This window comes from Pseudomonas sp. WS 5078 (genome assembly GCF_012985745.1).
Lineage (GTDB): Bacteria > Pseudomonadota > Gammaproteobacteria > Pseudomonadales > Pseudomonadaceae > Aquipseudomonas > Aquipseudomonas lundensis_A.
In genome coordinates, this window is record NZ_JAAQWX010000012.1 from 33358 (window position 1) to 49029 (window position 15672).

Consider the following 15672-nt stretch of genomic DNA (forward strand, 5'->3'; position numbering starts at 1 on the left):
TTGTGAGTGTCAAAAATGTGTCAATTGCAGAGTATGTCCTAGGAGGGTTCCGAGCGACGCTGCTGGTAGATCCAGTCAACGATTTCACCCTCTGGCGCATAGCCGCTGACGGTATCGCGCAACAACTGACGAACACGGGTGTAGTCGTCGTTATCGACTGCGTCCAGCAAACTGGACAAACGTTTCTTCAACTCTTCCCACGACAACATGTCTTCGTTAGCACTCATGATCATCGGGTGCTGAGTCGCGACCACGTTGTCACCAATCAGCAACTCCTCGTAAAGCTTTTCACCGGGGCGCAGGCCGGTGAATTCAATCTCGATATCGCCATGCAGGTTTTTATCGGAACGGATGCTAAGGCCCGACAAATGAATCATTTTCTCGGCCAGTTCAACGATGCGTACCGGCTCGCCCATATCCAGCACAAACACATCACCGCCCTGCCCCATGGACCCTGCCTGAATGACCAACTGCGCGGCTTCGGGAATGGTCATGAAGTAACGGGTGATTTTCGGGTGTGTCACGGTCAACGGGCCGCCAGCTTTGATCTGCTTGTGAAACAACGGAATTACAGACCCCGAAGAACCCAGTACATTGCCGAAGCGCACCATCGTGAAGCGGGTTTTATTGACGTGAGAGACATTGGCCTTGTCCCCGAACAACACAGGAGCCACTTCCCGGCTTAACGCTTGCAAGGTCATTTCCGCCAGACGCTTGGTGCTGCCCATCACATTGGTTGGCCGTACGGCTTTATCGGTCGAGATCAACACAAAGTTAGCGACGCCAGCCTGCAACGCTGCCTGAGCCGTGTTTAACGTTCCGATGACATTGTTGAGCACACCTTCAGCGATATTGTGCTCAACCATCGGCACATGCTTATACGCAGCCGCGTGATAAACCGTATCCACACTCCAGGTCCGCATCACATCCAGCAACTTCGGCTGGTTGCGCACAGACCCCAGAATCGGCAACACCCTGACCGAAAGCGACTCTCGATTAACCCGCTGCTCAAGCTCCGACAAGATGCTGTAAAGGTTGAACTCACTGTGTTCGAACAACAGCAACGTGGTCGGACGCAAAGCCAGAATCTGACGGCAGAGCTCGGAACCGATGGAACCGCCCGCACCCGTAACCAGAACGCTCTGACCCTTGATGCAATGCTCAAGCAGTTCGCCTTGGGCTGGTACTGCGTCCCTGCCAAGCAAGTCAGCGATATCCACTTCCTGAATATCGTCAACCTTCACCCGGCCACTGGCCAAATCCATGAAGCCGGGAACACTGCGTACGTGCAGCGGGAACCCTTCAAGCAAGCCGAGAATCTCGCGGCGTCGTCCCCGGGAAGAAGACGGAATCGCCAACAGCAACTCTTGTGCGCCAGTGCGATCAATCATTTGCTGAATATTGTCGGGCTTAAACACCTGCAACCCTGAAATCACCCGATCGGCAATGCTCTCGTCATCATCGATGAACGCCACAGGCCGCATGACCCGCCCCATGCGCAGGGCCGCCACCAACTGATTACCGGCAGCACCGGCGCCATAAATGGCAACACGCGGCAGGCCGTCATCACGGCTGGTAAACGGCACATGCTGAGCGGCGGCAAACCAGTCACCAAGGAAATACTGACGCATGCCCAAGCGCAGGCCACCGAGCATGATCAGACTCAACCACCAGTAGTTGAAAATGATCGAGCGCGGGACAACGTTGTCGTGATTGCTGTACCAATACACGACAACCGCCAATATAAGAGAAGAAAGACTGACAGCTTTAATAATGGCGATGAGTGCGTCGTTACCGAAGTAACGCATGACCGCACGGTACATGCCGAAGCGGATGAATAAAGGGATGGCAATCAAAGGGGCGCAAATGAATAACCAGGTGTGAATCTTCACAGGGTTAATCATTTCGTCCATACCCAAACGCACGACAAATGCCAGCCACAGGGCAATCCAGACAAGAACTACGTCAGTGATGACCTGTAGTACTCGCTTTTCGCGCCGTGACAAACTCAGTAAATAGCTCCGTATCTTACCCATAACCCCTTTGTACACCTTTGCCGCTCCAAAAATAGCTGCAGAAGTCAACTCTGCTCACTTCAAACACACGTCATGGTCAAGCTAAAGCAGCGAAACTTCCTGAATAACATCAGTCAGCGTTTTGCAAGTCAATAGAATTTCTTGCTGTGTCAGGGTTGGGTGAACTAAAAACATCAAACTGGTCTCACCCAGTTCTTTTGCATGCGGTAGGCGCTCCACTGGCCGCCAGCCCGTATTGTCGAACGCTTTCTCAAGGTAGACCTCGGAACAGGATCCCGAGAAAACAGGCACACCACGCACTGAGATTTCGTTCAGAATCCGATCTCGGGACCATCCATCTTTCAAACGCTCAGGGCGCACAAAGACATAACACTTATAGGCTGCATGTTGAATCTCTGCAGGAACTTCAGGTACGCGCAAAGCAGATAGCGAGGAAGCTGTACTCCAAATTGCTTGCGCATTTTTTAATCGCGCTGCTTGCCATGCCACCATTCTGCCCAACTGAATACGGCCGATTACAGCTTGTACTTCAAGCATGCGCCAGTTCGTACCGAAAGTCTCATGCAACCAGCGAAACCCAGGAGCATGCTCACGCTCATATACAGCGTCCCAGCTCTTGCCATGGTCCTTGTAGGCCCACATATCGGCCCACAATTGATGATCATTGGTAGTCACCATGCCACCTTCACCACCAGTGGTCATGATCTTGTCCTGACAGAACGACCATGCGCCTATATGGCCAATAGAGCCTACAGGCCTACCTTTATACAGTGCACCGTGTGCTTGTGCGCAGTCCTCAATAACCTTTAAATCATGGGCATCAGCAAGCTCCATAATCGGATCCATATCACACGGCCAGCCAGCCAAATGTACGCAAATAATGGCTCGGGTACGGGCTGTCAATACTCGCTGAATACTTTCCAACGTAATATTTTGTGAACCCAGATCAACATCTGCGAATACAGGGACCGCTCCCGCATTAACGATACTGGACACAGAGGCCAAGAATGTACGGGAGGTAACGATCACCTCATCACCCGCTCCAACCTGCAGAGCTTTCAATGCCAAATCCAAAGCGACTGTGCCGTTAGCAAGCGCCACGGCGTACTCTGTGCCCGCCCAGGCCGCAAACTCTTTTTCAAAAGAACGCGTTTCTTGACCTGTCCAATAGTTGACCTTGTTGGACAGGATCACATCGCGGACGGCGTTGGCCTCTGCTTCAGTGAAGGAGGGCCATGGGGAAAATTTGGTATTTAGCACGCTTATGCATCCATGATTAGCTAAAGTATTAACCTGCGAAGCAGATCAAATTCAAATGTACGTAACAATGATCGACTATAGATCAATCAAAAAATAAGGGTTTTGCAGGAACCCCCACAACCGTTATGCCCGAAACCACATGATTAACAACTGCTGCACCTGCACCGACTTTAACCCGTGAGCCGATGCTAATAGCTTGCTTGACACATGCGCCTATTCCAATCCAAGTACAGCATCCTATATTTACCGCACCAGCTAATCTGGCTCCAGGGCTGATATGAACGCACTCACCCAGAAAACAATCGTGATCAACGCTGCAACCCGTATTAAGAATAGTTCCGTCTCCTATTACAGCGCCTGTATTTACTACTGCACCTGCAAAAGCCACGACCCCATGCCCGATACGCGCATTTGCACTAACTGTAGCTGCTGGATGTATTAGCGAAGTGAAGGCTGCACCAGCTACATTCAATTCGTTGATTTTAGATAGCCGAACATCGTTGTCTCCAATTGCTACTACGACACCGTGAAATTCATGTATATTTTTTAGCAAAGAATTGGTGTCACCGCTGACCGGCCACTTACCAATATTCTGTATATTTGGCCACATATCATCGAAAAATTCAATCGACTCCCAACCTAAACATTCTGCAGTATCTGACACAACTCGCGCGTGGCCCCCACCTCCTAAAATTGCTAGCTTCTTAATTTCCCGCCCCTGAAATTTTGGCATTGTAACTTCACCATCTGCACTAATACCTTCACGCACAATAACTTTCTTAACAGTGAGCGCAATAATTCTAAAATCCAACCAAAGCGTATGATTATCTATGTACCAGACATCATAATTAAATTTTTCCTCCCAGCTCAGGGCGTTGCGACCATTTACTTGTGCCCAGCCGGTAATACCAGGCCTGACTTCATGACGACGATTTTGAATATCATCATAAAGAGGTAAGTACTCCATAAGCAAGGGTCTTGGGCCGACAAGACTCATATCGCCTTTTAGAACGTTCCATAGACCTGGCAGCTCATCGATACTGCTAGATCGCAAAAATGAGCCAAATTTAGTCATACGCTCAGAATCCGGTAAAAAATTCCCCTCATTATCTTTAGAGTCTTTCATAGACCGAAACTTTATCATTCGAAACGGTTTAGCATTATAGCCTGGACGTATCTGGTGAAAAAAAATTGGAGAACCCAACTTCTTAAATATCATCCATGCAATCAAAAGCAAAATAGGCGAAAAGATAATTAAAATGGAAAAAGATACTATTATATCAAAGAGACGCTTCAACATTAACTAGACAACCTTCAGATAGTCAAGATAATTAGGGGCCCATACATTTAAAAATGCAAGAACGATTTTAAGGGTAAGAAATAACGAGTCATCAAAGCGAGAAATTAAAAAAATGGGCAAATGACAACAATATAGAAACAATACCGGAAGACATTCTAAGTATAAGTATGCAGCATCATGTAAATCATCTTATAATTTTACTACTCAAATAGTTAACCATTTCCCGCACAATATAAGATTGAGAAAAGTCTCTGTGCGCACGTGATGTTGCAGCCTTTGATAATCTATCGCGAAGAGCGACATCATTATAGAGTCGAATAATGGATTGGCTTAACTCCGGCACTGAACCTACTTCATGAAAAATTCCAGTGACATCTTTTTCAACTGCATCAGTCAATCCATATATTCTCGATGCTATGGCTGGTAGCCCTACTCCTGCCGCTTGTATAGTAGCAAGACTGAATCCTTCACGATGACTTGGTATGCAAAATACATCACTTGCAGCCATATATGCTTCCGGATTTTGAGTGTAGCCTACGCGATGAAATTTACCTTCATAACTTTTCATTAAGTTACGAAGTTTTGGATCAAGATTTTCCTCATCTGGACCCACAACAATCAAATGCCCATTAGGTATGTGACTAGATATTCGTTCAAACGCAGCTCCCAGCTCAATGATTCCTTTTACATGAGTGAGACGAGCCATGAATAAAAAAACTACATCCGTTTTAGGTATAGCCAACTGCCGTCGGATCTCAGATCTTGACTTCGCATCTGGCTTAAACCGTTCAACGTCTACTCCACTTATAGAACCCTTACCTAGAACGCTTATTTTCTGCTCATTCACAACCTTTTCAGAAAGTAAGAAATCTTTTTGAGAAGGACTATCGGCCAATAAATTTGTAGAACACATAGAAAGCAAGCGGTCTAAATTTTTTAAAAAAAATCTGACAATACCTTTTTTAGTAAACCAAACTTGTCCGGTAAAAATATGAATCCGCACAGGTACTTTAGCCATACGACTAGATAACATACCTAACAAACCAGATTTCGGCATTAACGACAGAACACAATCAAACTTCTGCTCACGAAAAAAAAGGTATAATTTCGACAATGCTATCAAATCATTAAAAAGAGAAACCTTTCTTTGGATTGGCAATGGCGTAAAGGTGATATTTTCATTAAGATTAAACCCTAAATCCTCAGCATTACCATTGGCCATTAATGTAATACTAAATTTTTTTGATAACTCAAGCACATGCTCCAACATGAATGCTCTCAGTGCGACTGGAACCGTTGCAACAATACAAATCTTTTGAAGATTAGACATATTAAATTACCGTGATTTAAGAAATACTCTTCACATTTTTGAAAATCATTCTTTCAACTATATCCGGTATTGGGTGTTCAAATTGAAAATCTAAAGTACGTTGCAAATGCACTGAGTTATATCCAGCACGCCTTGTTAATGCATCTACTCGTTGAGAAGTTAGCGGGAAAGGTATAAAGGAAGGCAAAATTTTGACTATGCCCCTAACCAAAAATTCAGGGACAACAAGTTTAGGTCTTGACACGCCATGAGCCTTAGCAATGCTGCTAATCAAATCCGACATAAGACAATCATTAGAAATAATAAACGTCTGCCCGATAGCGCGAGTACTCTTTGAACAAAGAACAAGCAAACGAACCACATCCTCAACATGGACATAGGTCGCTGTAAAGTTTTTAGAGCCAATATAAAAAAATAACTTCTTACGTACAATTTCGGTCATTTGATAAAATGATGAATTAGGCATACCATCACCAATCACAATTGAGGGACGAACAATAGTATAAGTAAAAAGTGGTTGAATTTGCGCTAGATTAACTACAAGCTCATCAGAAATAGTTTTTGTAATTTCATATATATTTTCTGGTTTAGGACTAAAAGTTTCATCAATAGCCACTGTAGATCTCAAATTATTTCTCTGAACCCCATAAGCTCCTGTACTACTTAACTGTACCCAATGAATAGGTTTACCAGTTCTTACTATTTCATCATGCACTACTCTAAGTAGATTTCTCGTACCGCTGACATGCAAGTCATACATTAGATCATCTCTTTTTACCTCGCCCGCACAGTGATAAATTACAGAAGCATTTTTGACGAAATCTGCAAGCCCAGACACATCATTAACTAAATCACCTGTTACAGTTCTAATATTCGAACGAGCGTTTATATTTTGACGGGGCAATCTCGTTACTGTTTCGCCACTTTCAATTAGATAATTCGTCAATACACTTCCAATAAAACCGCTACTTCCAGTAATAGCAATATTCACTATCCCACTCCAAAAAATATTATTCCGATAAGAACGAAACCTTCAAACAGGCTTGATATGATACGACTGCTTCTTATACTGGAAAACTATAAATGCGCAAATCATGATACTTATGTATGTATACATTCGCAACCTCATAGCAGTCCCTAAATTGTCATTACCCAATAGCCAAATTACAGAATAGAGGGTAGTAAAAACAATCATAAAGTTAACTAACGGATCAGCATATTTACGATTGATCACCAAATAAATCAGTGCAACTAAAAACGGGACAGACTCAAATAAAAATACAAATACAGCCATTAAGTTGGGAAAGTGCAGACCAAACAATTGATAGATTAAACTTAGAATAAAATCTGGAATAAACATAGCTACAGAATCAAAACGTATCCCTAAACTAGATCCACCTTCAACACTATCAAACAACTCTCTATAGGACATTAAAGAATCAAAAAAACCAAAAAAATAAATAATATTCAGCAAACATAGCAAAAATAATACTGAAGGAATTAATAAGATCCTTCTAAAATCAAAGAAAAGAAAAACACAGAATGAACATATAAATGAAAAACCTAGGTAACCTCTAAATAAATACATCCAGTAAGAACATATAAAAACAGCAATCACTAACAAAAATTTTCTTAGCTTTGATTTCGAGTTGATCATATAGCGCAACAACAAAACACCCAGCAAATACAAAAACAACATAAATACATCACGATATATATCAATTGAATAATAATACAAAGTAGGGTACGCACTCAAAATAAGTGCCAAGGTGAGCATTATTCTATTTTTAGTAGGGTACGTCTTTACACATGCTAAGCGACCAGATAGCAATGGAATAATAATAACACCAATGATCATCAAGAAGATACTTGTACTGAAACGTGAATACAATCCAATTTCATTTAGGCATCTCAGTAAATCAGGCCAAATACTAGAAGTTAATGAATCTACACCTTTTGCATAAGAATCATAAAAATCTGCATCACTACCACCGGAAAACAAAATCATTGGCTGAGAAAGAATCGAGAAAAACAATAAAAATTTTATAACTATGATTACATAGAGAGCAAGTAATACTTTCATAAACCATACTCATCAAACATAAGTGACGAAATAGCATTTACGCCCCCCGTCAAAGCACGTGCTCATATTTTTTACTATACTTATGACCAATCCCTATAGATGCCAATAATTCACATACAACAAAAAGAGCCATAAACTTATAAAACACGCTATTCTTTTTATTGATATATGGAGCAGACTCAAAAGACAGTGCAAAACTATGAGCACATGCGTCCATGTTGAAATAATGGCTTTTTTTACGGTGACGTTCTGACAACTCAACCTTCCCTTCATTATCTAAGCTATTATAACTAACTAACATATCATAAAAAGAAAGCTTAGGAAAATTCATACCTTGCTCATGATAGTCATAACCAGGCAGGTCAGCAAAAAAACCATAAGAGTTTGGACCTTTCTCATTCTCGATTGCTGTTATGCAAGCAAGGCCATTAGCAGCCGCATGAAGCACAGCTGTTCCCGTACCAATAAATATATCATAACCTTTTAATTTGATATCCAAATCCGCATATTCTAAATCACCTTCTAAAAAAACAGAATCCGAAAGCTCCAACTCAATTATTTTCGATTTCATTTGGTCCATTAAGGGACCCGACCCGAAAATACTATAACTGAAGTTAACTCCATCTTTTTTAAGTTGATAAGCCACATCTAGCATATAAATATTATATGTTTTAAACTCGACCAAGCGACCGATGGATACGATTCGAATACTGCCAGGGCTATTAAAATCTTTAAATTCTGGATTTTGAGGAATTTCCACACCAAGCGGAAACATCATCGAAGTATATTTAGGATTATTATTTTTCAACGATGTGATCAGTGACGAAGCATCATTAAAGAATAAAAACATGGGAGGTGACGAAAATAAATCTTTCCTGAAATATGATTCATATATTGGCAAAGTATCATTACCCCATGCCAATTCATTCGCGTGGTATATTCCAAATACTGATTTAAGATTGTTATCGAGACAAGAGGCTAGCCGCTTCGCACATAGATAAGTAAGTGCGTTTGAAACATGTACAGCCTCACAATGACTAAATAATTCTTTAACTTTATTACTATCCAACGGAAGTAATAAGCGAAGCTTTTCACTAGCTACTACCCGCGGAAGCTTTGTAAGCTGACGCCAATAGTAAACATCAGCATGAGGTTCGAGCTCACTTAAAAGCCCGGAGTTAATTTTACTTTCATACAGAAAAATGAATTGTGGTCTAATCCCTTTTGTATTTAACTTCTTAACTAACCTCACAAAAAATGTTTCTATGCCACCCAAGCCTAAAGATGATTGTATAAACAGTACTTTTTTCATGATTTTTCCTTATGCATAGATTATAGATTATCAAGGGTGCATTATATGCTAGAGACAAAATTAAAAGAGGAACATTTAATCAACCTAGAGCCTTTCGCAGGCACTCATTAGAAGAGACATATACATACAACGAGACACAGCAAATAACAAAATATATCGCATAAGCTATTGCATATCCCTGCATAACAGCACCCAATGCACTTGTAGATGAATCTGAGAAGTATACAAAACATATAAAGAGAATAGCTTGTATAAACTCGGCAGCTATATAAAGCTTAGTCGTCGCTTTGGCAACACCCACAAAACCAATCACGTAAGAACATATTTTAAAAAAATCCCCTACGAGTTGGTATATTAAAAACTTACCGAGCTCAGAAAACTCTTCAGAAAAAAATAAACCTATAAAATAATATCTCCACCAATATAGAACAGCTGCACCGATTAAGAAAATACTTGCAACTGCCACCATATATTTTAGTACCGTCTTAGAAATCTGATTCCTAGAGTTGATTTCAGATATTTGAGGAACAAATACGTAAGCTAAAAAAACACTAAAAAAACCTAAATAAGCCGCTGATAGTTTACTTGCGCCCTGCCATACTCCTGCCTCATGAAAACTAGAGTGCTCGATAAGCCACTGTCGAATAATCATTTCAACGATCGGAAAAGCTATAGCACTACAAATAAGCATCAATGAGTACTTCGGTAAGCCACCGAATTTTGAGAAATCCCCAATATGAACTTTTAGTTGAGTTAAGGTACTTGTTTTTCTGTATATAAAAAATGCAGGGATAACATTCATAAATGTAGCTGAAATTATGGCTAGTGCCCCGCCCCACACACCTCCAAAATAGACAAAAAGAAAGATGATCGGTAAAGAGATCACCCCACCTATAACTTGGACGAATGCGTAATTCCTAGTTTGTCTTAAACCGCATACAAACCCAACTGTAAAATTGACAAATGCATAACCGATTTGAGCCAAGCCTATAATGACAAAAACCCAATAATATTGAGGTGTTAAAAATATAAATGAAGATAACGCTTTAGAAAATACAACACATAAAGCAAAAACAATTATAGAACAAAAAATAGTGTATGAAATAGCTGCTTGCAAAAAACCGACTAGCTTTTCCGATTCGTTTTTATACTCCGCTACATACTTTATTACACCATTAGTAATCCCCCCCCCTGCAATCAAAGTTAGTATTGTCGCAAAGCTCAAAAATTGACCAAGCTTCCCCAGACCATCTGGTCCTAAGTAAACTGCGATTAACTTTATAAGCAAAAGCCCTGAAGCCAACCTGATCAAATGCGCAGATGAAGTCAATATTAAATTACTTACACCAGACAAATTAACCACCCAAACTAAAAAATTACTTGTAGAATCCTGTTACAACGGATGCAATTTTTTCAATTTCCGCGGGGGTTATACCATACCAAATAGGAAGTCTTACTACTCGTTCGCTTTCAATAGTGGTGCTGATATCCTGCCCATGAAACCTTGAAAATATATTGCCTGCCGTCGACGAGTGCAAGGGTATGTAATGGAATACTGCCTGCACGCCATTACTAACAAGATACTCAATCAAGCACATCCTTTCAGCTAAGTCTTTAACTTTAAAGTAGAACATATGAGCATTTTGCCTACATTCTTTAGGTATAAATGGCAACTCAACATACCCCTCGTCAGCTAAAGGTTGTAATAACCCTTTATACTTATTCCATATCTGTACTCGCGCTTCATTAACATCGTCGGCCATATTCAATTGTCCCCACAAATAAGCCGCTTGCAAATCACATGGCAAATAACTACTACCTAAGTCTACCCAACTATACTTATCGACCATACCTCGAAAAAATTGACTTCTATTAGTCCCCTTTTCCCGAATTACTTCTGCACGCTCAGCAAACTCCCTGTCATTTATAATAAGTAGCCCCCCTTCACCTCCGCTAGTGTAGTTCTTCGTTTCGTGAAAACTATAAGCACCAAAATGCCCAATACTCCCTAATTTTTTCCCATTGTAGGTTGACATCATAGCTTGTGCGGCATCTTCAATCACGTATAGACCGTACTTGTTCGCCACCTCCATAATTACATCCATGTCACAAGCTACACCGGCATAATGAACTGGAACAATTGCTTTAGTTTTATTTGTTATCGCTACCTCAATTAATTCCTCATTAATATTCATCGTATCAGGCCTAATATCAACAAATACGATTTTTGCGCCACGAAGTACGAAAGCGTTAGCCGTACTTACGAAGGTATAACTCGGCATTATGACTTCATCGCCGGGTTGGATGTTAATTAAAATAGCAGCCATTTCTAATGCATGCGTACACGAAGGTGTAAGTAAAGCTTTTACGCAGCCCAACTTTACTTGAAACCACTCTTGACACTTTTTGCTGTATTCACCATCACCAGAAATTTTAGAACTTCGCATAGACGCCATAACAAACTGATCTTCTACGCCGATATAAAGTGGCTTATTAAACGGTATCATCACATCTCCTAATATATTCACTCTCTAAATTCAGCAGATTTTTTTTTCTTTCTTTAATTCTTCGAGCAGGATTCCCTAAGTAAATACCCCACTCCTCTGTACTTTTGTTCACCAAAGTCATAGCGCCGACAGAACAACCGTCCGCAATTTTAACGCCAGGGAAAACCATTGATGAGGCACCAATTATTACATGCCTGCCAATATGTATAGGCGACTTCTTCTCATTCTTGTAACACGAAGGAATAGTTGGATTGGTTAGTGTAGCACCACTGTAATCATCAGACTGAGTGAAAACCTTCACACCATATGCAAGCCCAGAATAATCATCAAATACTACTCCTAGCTCTCCTCCTGCAACCAAACAGAATGGAGCAATATGTACATTTCTTCCAATTTTAACGCTTCCAGATATAACACAGAAATCATCAATTCTAGAATGATCTCCTATCTCTAAATCCGAAACATTATATACAGCTGCCTTATCGCTAACCCTGACATTTTCACCAACTTTCTTATAACCAAGAGCACGAAGCTCTTCAGATTTTAAATATGCCAAAGCTACCTCTCAAATTACAATATTAAGCTTATAATAGAATCACAAACAACCCTACAAGACAACTAAAGCCTCGCAAGAAATGAGTTACATCAATAATTTAGCAAGGTACTGTCCATATCCAGTTTTCTTGAGCCGCTCAGCTTGCACCGCTAACATCTCAGCAGTAATCCACCCTTTATTGAGTGCTATTTCTTCTAAACATGCTACTTTAAGACCTTGGCGATGCTCAATAGTATGTACGAAGTGGCTTGCCTCTAATAAGGACTCATGAGTACCCGTATCTAACCAAGCGAATCCACGGCCTAACATTTCTACACTTAGCTTTTTTTCTTCTAGGTACTTACTATTAACATCAGTAATTTCTAACTCACCGCGATGTGAAGGCATGATATTTTTAGCTATTTCCACCACGTCATTGTCGTAAAAGTACAACCCTGTGACTGCATAGTTTGATCGAGGTGAAACCGGCTTTTCTTCAATACTTAATGCGCGGCCAGACTTATCAAATTCAACAACACCAAATCTCTCGGGGTCAGAAACGTGATAACCGAAAACTGTAGCACCTACAATTTTCGACATAGCCGAGCGTAAGTTTTCTGAAAAATATTGGCCATAAAAAATATTATCACCGAGAATCAAGCATACATGATCCTCACCAATGAACTCTTCACCTATAATAAATGCTTGTGCTAATCCATCAGGGCTAGGTTGCGCAGCGTAACTAAGCTTAATACCGTATTGACTACCATCCCCCAGTAACTTTTTAAAACTTGGTAGATCTTCCGGCGTAGAAATAATCAAGATCTCTTGCATGCCCGCCAGCATGAGTACGGATAATGGATAGAAAATCATGGGTTTATCGTAGATCGGCAACATCTGTTTTGATACGCCTAAGGTCAGGGGGTGTAGGCGTGTGCCTGAACCGCCTGCGAGAATTATGCCTTTGCGGTTTGGTATGGTCATCGTTTAATAATTTCCTTATTTATTTATTAAAGCACCTTTAGCGCGACAGGTGTCGGCTGGAGGCATTTGATGTTTATAAAAACACGCTACCGCCCCAGGATTGATCGTCAATTTCCTGAGAACGGTTTAATCCATAGCTGCCCAGGATGCGATCCTGAGTATTGCTTTAGCGACTGGCGATACTCGCCAGAGGCAAACTGATCTGTTGCTGCCGATTTAGCAGATTGATAAGCAAAATGACCCTTTCATCTCCCTCCATTGCCATGAAGATGGACTCAATGCCCTCAAATCCGTGATCCTTGATGACAACGTGCTCACCTGGCGTGAACTGGGAGATAAGCTGCGTTTTGACACGCGACTGGAGGGTTTCGATGAGATCGTCAGCGACTGCCAAGGGGCGTCCACCAAACGCAACAATACGTGCCACCCCTCGCGTCGAGCGCAGGGGAGCCCAGTTTGAACCGGCTGGCATGTGGATGAAGAGGTAGCCTGGAAACAACGATTCTTCGATGATTTGACGCTTGCCTCTTAGCATACGCTCACGGCGACAGACTGGACGTGAACATACAAAGCCCTGACGCACAAGGTTTTCTTCTGCGCGCTCGTCTTGTTGAGGTTTGCATTGCACCAAGTACCAGTCGCCCTGCTTTGGCGCAACGGATGTTGGAACATTGTGGTTGCTTCTCAGGTCCATGGGTCAATCATCAAGCGGTCTTCCGTGGTCTGCCATCGTGCCTGTCATGATTGCGCGGGCAAACCGTCAGGGTCTTTTATTAGTGGCGATATGCCATCGCACATGTTCAGGTTTAATATTCAGGAATCAGTAGCTCAAGTGATTGGCTTCGAGTGTTGTAGAGCTTGTAGAGTTCATTCCCTAAGGTTTCTTTTGCAAAAAGCTCACCGTGCACTAAGCGTATTTGTTTGGGCAACGGGTCGATACCGGATACAAAATTGAGCAAATCTTGTTGGTCAGCATGGGCAGAATATCCGCCTAAGCTCGAAACGCCTGCACGGATAATACAGCGCTCACCTTCTAACTCAACAAAACCACCTGTCGATCCGTATTTTTGAATATTTGCGCCAACTGAACCCTGCGCTTGATAACCCACAAAAAGTACATTATGCCTTGGGTCTGAAAGCATGGCTTTGAGGTAATTAACAATTCGACCGCTGGAGCACATGCCACTTGCCGCTATCACAATGGCGGGGCGACCCGTGCTGCTTAGATAGTTGACTGTTTGCAGGTGTTTTGCGTGGCTATCGATAGTGATTAATTGCTCAAAAAGCAGAGGGTTACGATTATCGCTCAAGCGCTCACGTGCAGGCCCATCCCAGTAAGGTTCCAGTTGGCGATATGCAGCTGTTAGCCGACCTGCCAGGGGGGAATCGACGATGACAGGCAATTGCGGCCAATTGACCGGCAAGGATTGATCCTTGTTCGCCGCTGCAAGGTTCACTGCAAGCATTGCTTTTCGGTGAAGGATGTCTTCAATTTCGCAGAGCAGCTCTTGGGTACGACCTATGCTGAATGCCGGAATCAACAAAGTGCCGTGGTCTGCGAGTGCCTTGTCAATGGCGTGTTCAAGCGTCAACTGACGGCAAGCCCTGCCCTCATGTAAACGATCGCCATAGGTGCTTTCCAAGACCAGCACATCCGCACGTTCGGGAGATTGAGGAGACGGTAACAAAGGGGTATGCGGTGCACCCAAATCGCCAGAAAACACGATCCTCAGGTTTTGGTCATGAGTCGGGTAGCTCAGATCACATTCCACATAAGCCGAACCCAGGATGTGGCCTGCGCGCTGTAAGCGGATTCGTGGCAGTACATGCTCACCGGATTCAATCGCGTGCCATTGCCCGTAAGGCAACGCCACAATACGGGCATCTACATACTCTAAGTAACGCTCAACTTTTTTTGAGTCGCGACTTATTTCAAGCTTGAAAGCATCCTCAAGAATCAATGGCAAAAGCTTGGCCGAGGGTTCGCTACAAATGATCGGCCCATCGAACCCCGCTGCCAGCAACCAAGAAATTCGACCCACGTGGTCTGCATGCACATGCGTAACCACCAACGCCTTGATACCTTCCAGGCAAAAATTGATGCCATGCTGCTGGCTATGAACGCTGGCATTAGCACTTTTTTCAGTTCCCTGAAAAAGGCCACAGTCAATCAACAGACTGGCATCAGCATCCATCACCAGTTGGTGGCATGAACCTGTGACGCCATTAACGGCCCCATGGTGAATGATGTGTGGATACGGCATAGGCTTGCTCTCGGCTCAACTCCATGAAGAGGCAATTAGTCCACAAGTCAGGTCGAGATGC

The 15672-nt window shown here is 42.5% G+C and carries 13 protein-coding genes and 1 pseudogene; all 14 read right to left on the reverse strand.

From position 1 onward, the window contains the following. Positions 1 to 38: 38 nt before the first annotated feature. A complete protein-coding gene (locus HBN68_RS16210) occupies positions 39 to 2036 on the reverse strand; it encodes a nucleoside-diphosphate sugar epimerase/dehydratase (RefSeq protein ID WP_169965274.1) in 1998 nt (665 codons plus the stop codon). Between the two features lie 81 nt (positions 2037 to 2117). Then, positions 2118 to 3296, reverse strand: coding sequence for a DegT/DnrJ/EryC1/StrS aminotransferase family protein (locus HBN68_RS16215; RefSeq protein ID WP_169965276.1), 1179 nt, complete (start codon positions 3294 to 3296; stop codon positions 2118 to 2120). Positions 3297 to 3378: 82 nt separating this feature from the next. After that, positions 3379 to 4029 carry an acetyltransferase gene (locus tag HBN68_RS22285; RefSeq protein WP_262373560.1) on the reverse strand — a complete coding sequence of 217 codons (651 nt, stop codon included), beginning with the start codon at positions 4027 to 4029 and terminating at the stop codon, positions 3379 to 3381. Then, positions 4012 to 4596, reverse strand: a pseudogene (locus tag HBN68_RS22290) (sugar transferase); the annotation flags it as partial. The pseudogene HBN68_RS22290 and the gene HBN68_RS22285, both read right to left, overlap by 18 nt. Positions 4597 to 4780: 184 nt before the next feature. Beyond that, the gene (locus HBN68_RS16225) at positions 4781 to 5926 is read right to left on the reverse strand and encodes a glycosyltransferase family 4 protein (RefSeq protein ID WP_169965280.1); all 1146 of its coding nucleotides are present in this window, start codon (positions 5924 to 5926) and stop codon (positions 4781 to 4783) included. A 16-nt stretch (positions 5927 to 5942) separates the two neighbouring features. Further along, positions 5943 to 6917 (reverse strand): NAD-dependent epimerase/dehydratase family protein, encoded by a 975-nt coding sequence (locus HBN68_RS16230; RefSeq protein WP_169965282.1) that lies wholly within the window; start codon positions 6915 to 6917, stop codon positions 5943 to 5945. Between the two features lie 42 nt (positions 6918 to 6959). Then, positions 6960 to 8009, reverse strand: coding sequence for a hypothetical protein (locus HBN68_RS16235; RefSeq protein ID WP_169965284.1), 1050 nt, complete (start codon positions 8007 to 8009; stop codon positions 6960 to 6962). 49 nt (positions 8010 to 8058) lie between these two features. Beyond that, positions 8059 to 9321, reverse strand: a complete 1263-nt coding sequence (locus HBN68_RS16240) for a glycosyltransferase (RefSeq protein ID WP_169965286.1) — start codon at positions 9319 to 9321, stop codon at positions 8059 to 8061. Positions 9322 to 9400: 79 nt separating this feature from the next. Then, the gene (locus HBN68_RS16245; protein WP_169965288.1) at positions 9401 to 10675 is read right to left on the reverse strand and encodes an O-antigen translocase; all 1275 of its coding nucleotides are present in this window, start codon (positions 10673 to 10675) and stop codon (positions 9401 to 9403) included. 22 nt (positions 10676 to 10697) lie between these two features. Continuing rightward, complete coding sequence (rffA, locus tag HBN68_RS16250; RefSeq protein ID WP_169965290.1) at positions 10698 to 11828, reverse strand: dTDP-4-amino-4,6-dideoxygalactose transaminase; 1131 nt, start codon at positions 11826 to 11828, stop codon at positions 10698 to 10700. After that, positions 11815 to 12384 (reverse strand): acyltransferase, encoded by a 570-nt coding sequence (locus tag HBN68_RS16255; protein WP_169965292.1) that lies wholly within the window; start codon positions 12382 to 12384, stop codon positions 11815 to 11817. The genes rffA and HBN68_RS16255 overlap by 14 nt, the downstream gene beginning before the upstream one ends. Positions 12385 to 12468: 84 nt before the next feature. Continuing rightward, positions 12469 to 13347 (reverse strand): glucose-1-phosphate thymidylyltransferase RfbA, encoded by an 879-nt coding sequence (gene rfbA / locus HBN68_RS16260; protein ID WP_169965294.1) that lies wholly within the window; start codon positions 13345 to 13347, stop codon positions 12469 to 12471. A 166-nt stretch (positions 13348 to 13513) separates the two neighbouring features. Then, on the reverse strand, positions 13514 to 14041 hold the full coding sequence (gene rfaH / locus HBN68_RS16265; protein WP_169965296.1) for a transcription/translation regulatory transformer protein RfaH: 528 nt from the start codon (positions 14039 to 14041) through the stop codon (positions 13514 to 13516). A gap of 112 nt (positions 14042 to 14153) precedes the next feature. Continuing rightward, positions 14154 to 15611: an MBL fold metallo-hydrolase gene (locus tag HBN68_RS16270; RefSeq protein ID WP_169965298.1), complete on the reverse strand. Its 1458-nt coding sequence runs from the start codon at positions 15609 to 15611 to the stop codon at positions 14154 to 14156. Between the last annotated feature and the right edge of the window lie 61 nt (positions 15612 to 15672).

Bases quoted from the DNA above. Each gene is read 5' to 3' on its own strand.
- HBN68_RS16210 (WP_169965274.1), bottom strand. From the start codon at position 2,036: ATGGGTAAGATACGGAGCTATTTACTGAGTTTGTCACGGCGCGAAAAG.
- HBN68_RS22285 (WP_262373560.1), bottom strand. From the start codon at position 4,029: ATGCCAAAATTTCAGGGGCGGGAAATTAAGAAGCTAGCAATTTTAGGA.
- HBN68_RS16225 (WP_169965280.1), bottom strand. From the start codon at position 5,926: ATGTCTAATCTTCAAAAGATTTGTATTGTTGCAACGGTTCCAGTCGCA.
- HBN68_RS16235 (WP_169965284.1), bottom strand. From the start codon at position 8,009: ATGAAAGTATTACTTGCTCTCTATGTAATCATAGTTATAAAATTTTTA.
- HBN68_RS16240 (WP_169965286.1), bottom strand. From the start codon at position 9,321: ATGAAAAAAGTACTGTTTATACAATCATCTTTAGGCTTGGGTGGCATA.
- rffA (WP_169965290.1), bottom strand. From the start codon at position 11,828: ATGATACCGTTTAATAAGCCACTTTATATCGGCGTAGAAGATCAGTTT.
- rfbA (WP_169965294.1), bottom strand. From the start codon at position 13,347: ATGACCATACCAAACCGCAAAGGCATAATTCTCGCAGGCGGTTCAGGC.
- rfaH (WP_169965296.1), bottom strand. From the start codon at position 14,041: ATGGACCTGAGAAGCAACCACAATGTTCCAACATCCGTTGCGCCAAAG.
- HBN68_RS16270 (WP_169965298.1), bottom strand. From the start codon at position 15,611: ATGCCGTATCCACACATCATTCACCATGGGGCCGTTAATGGCGTCACA.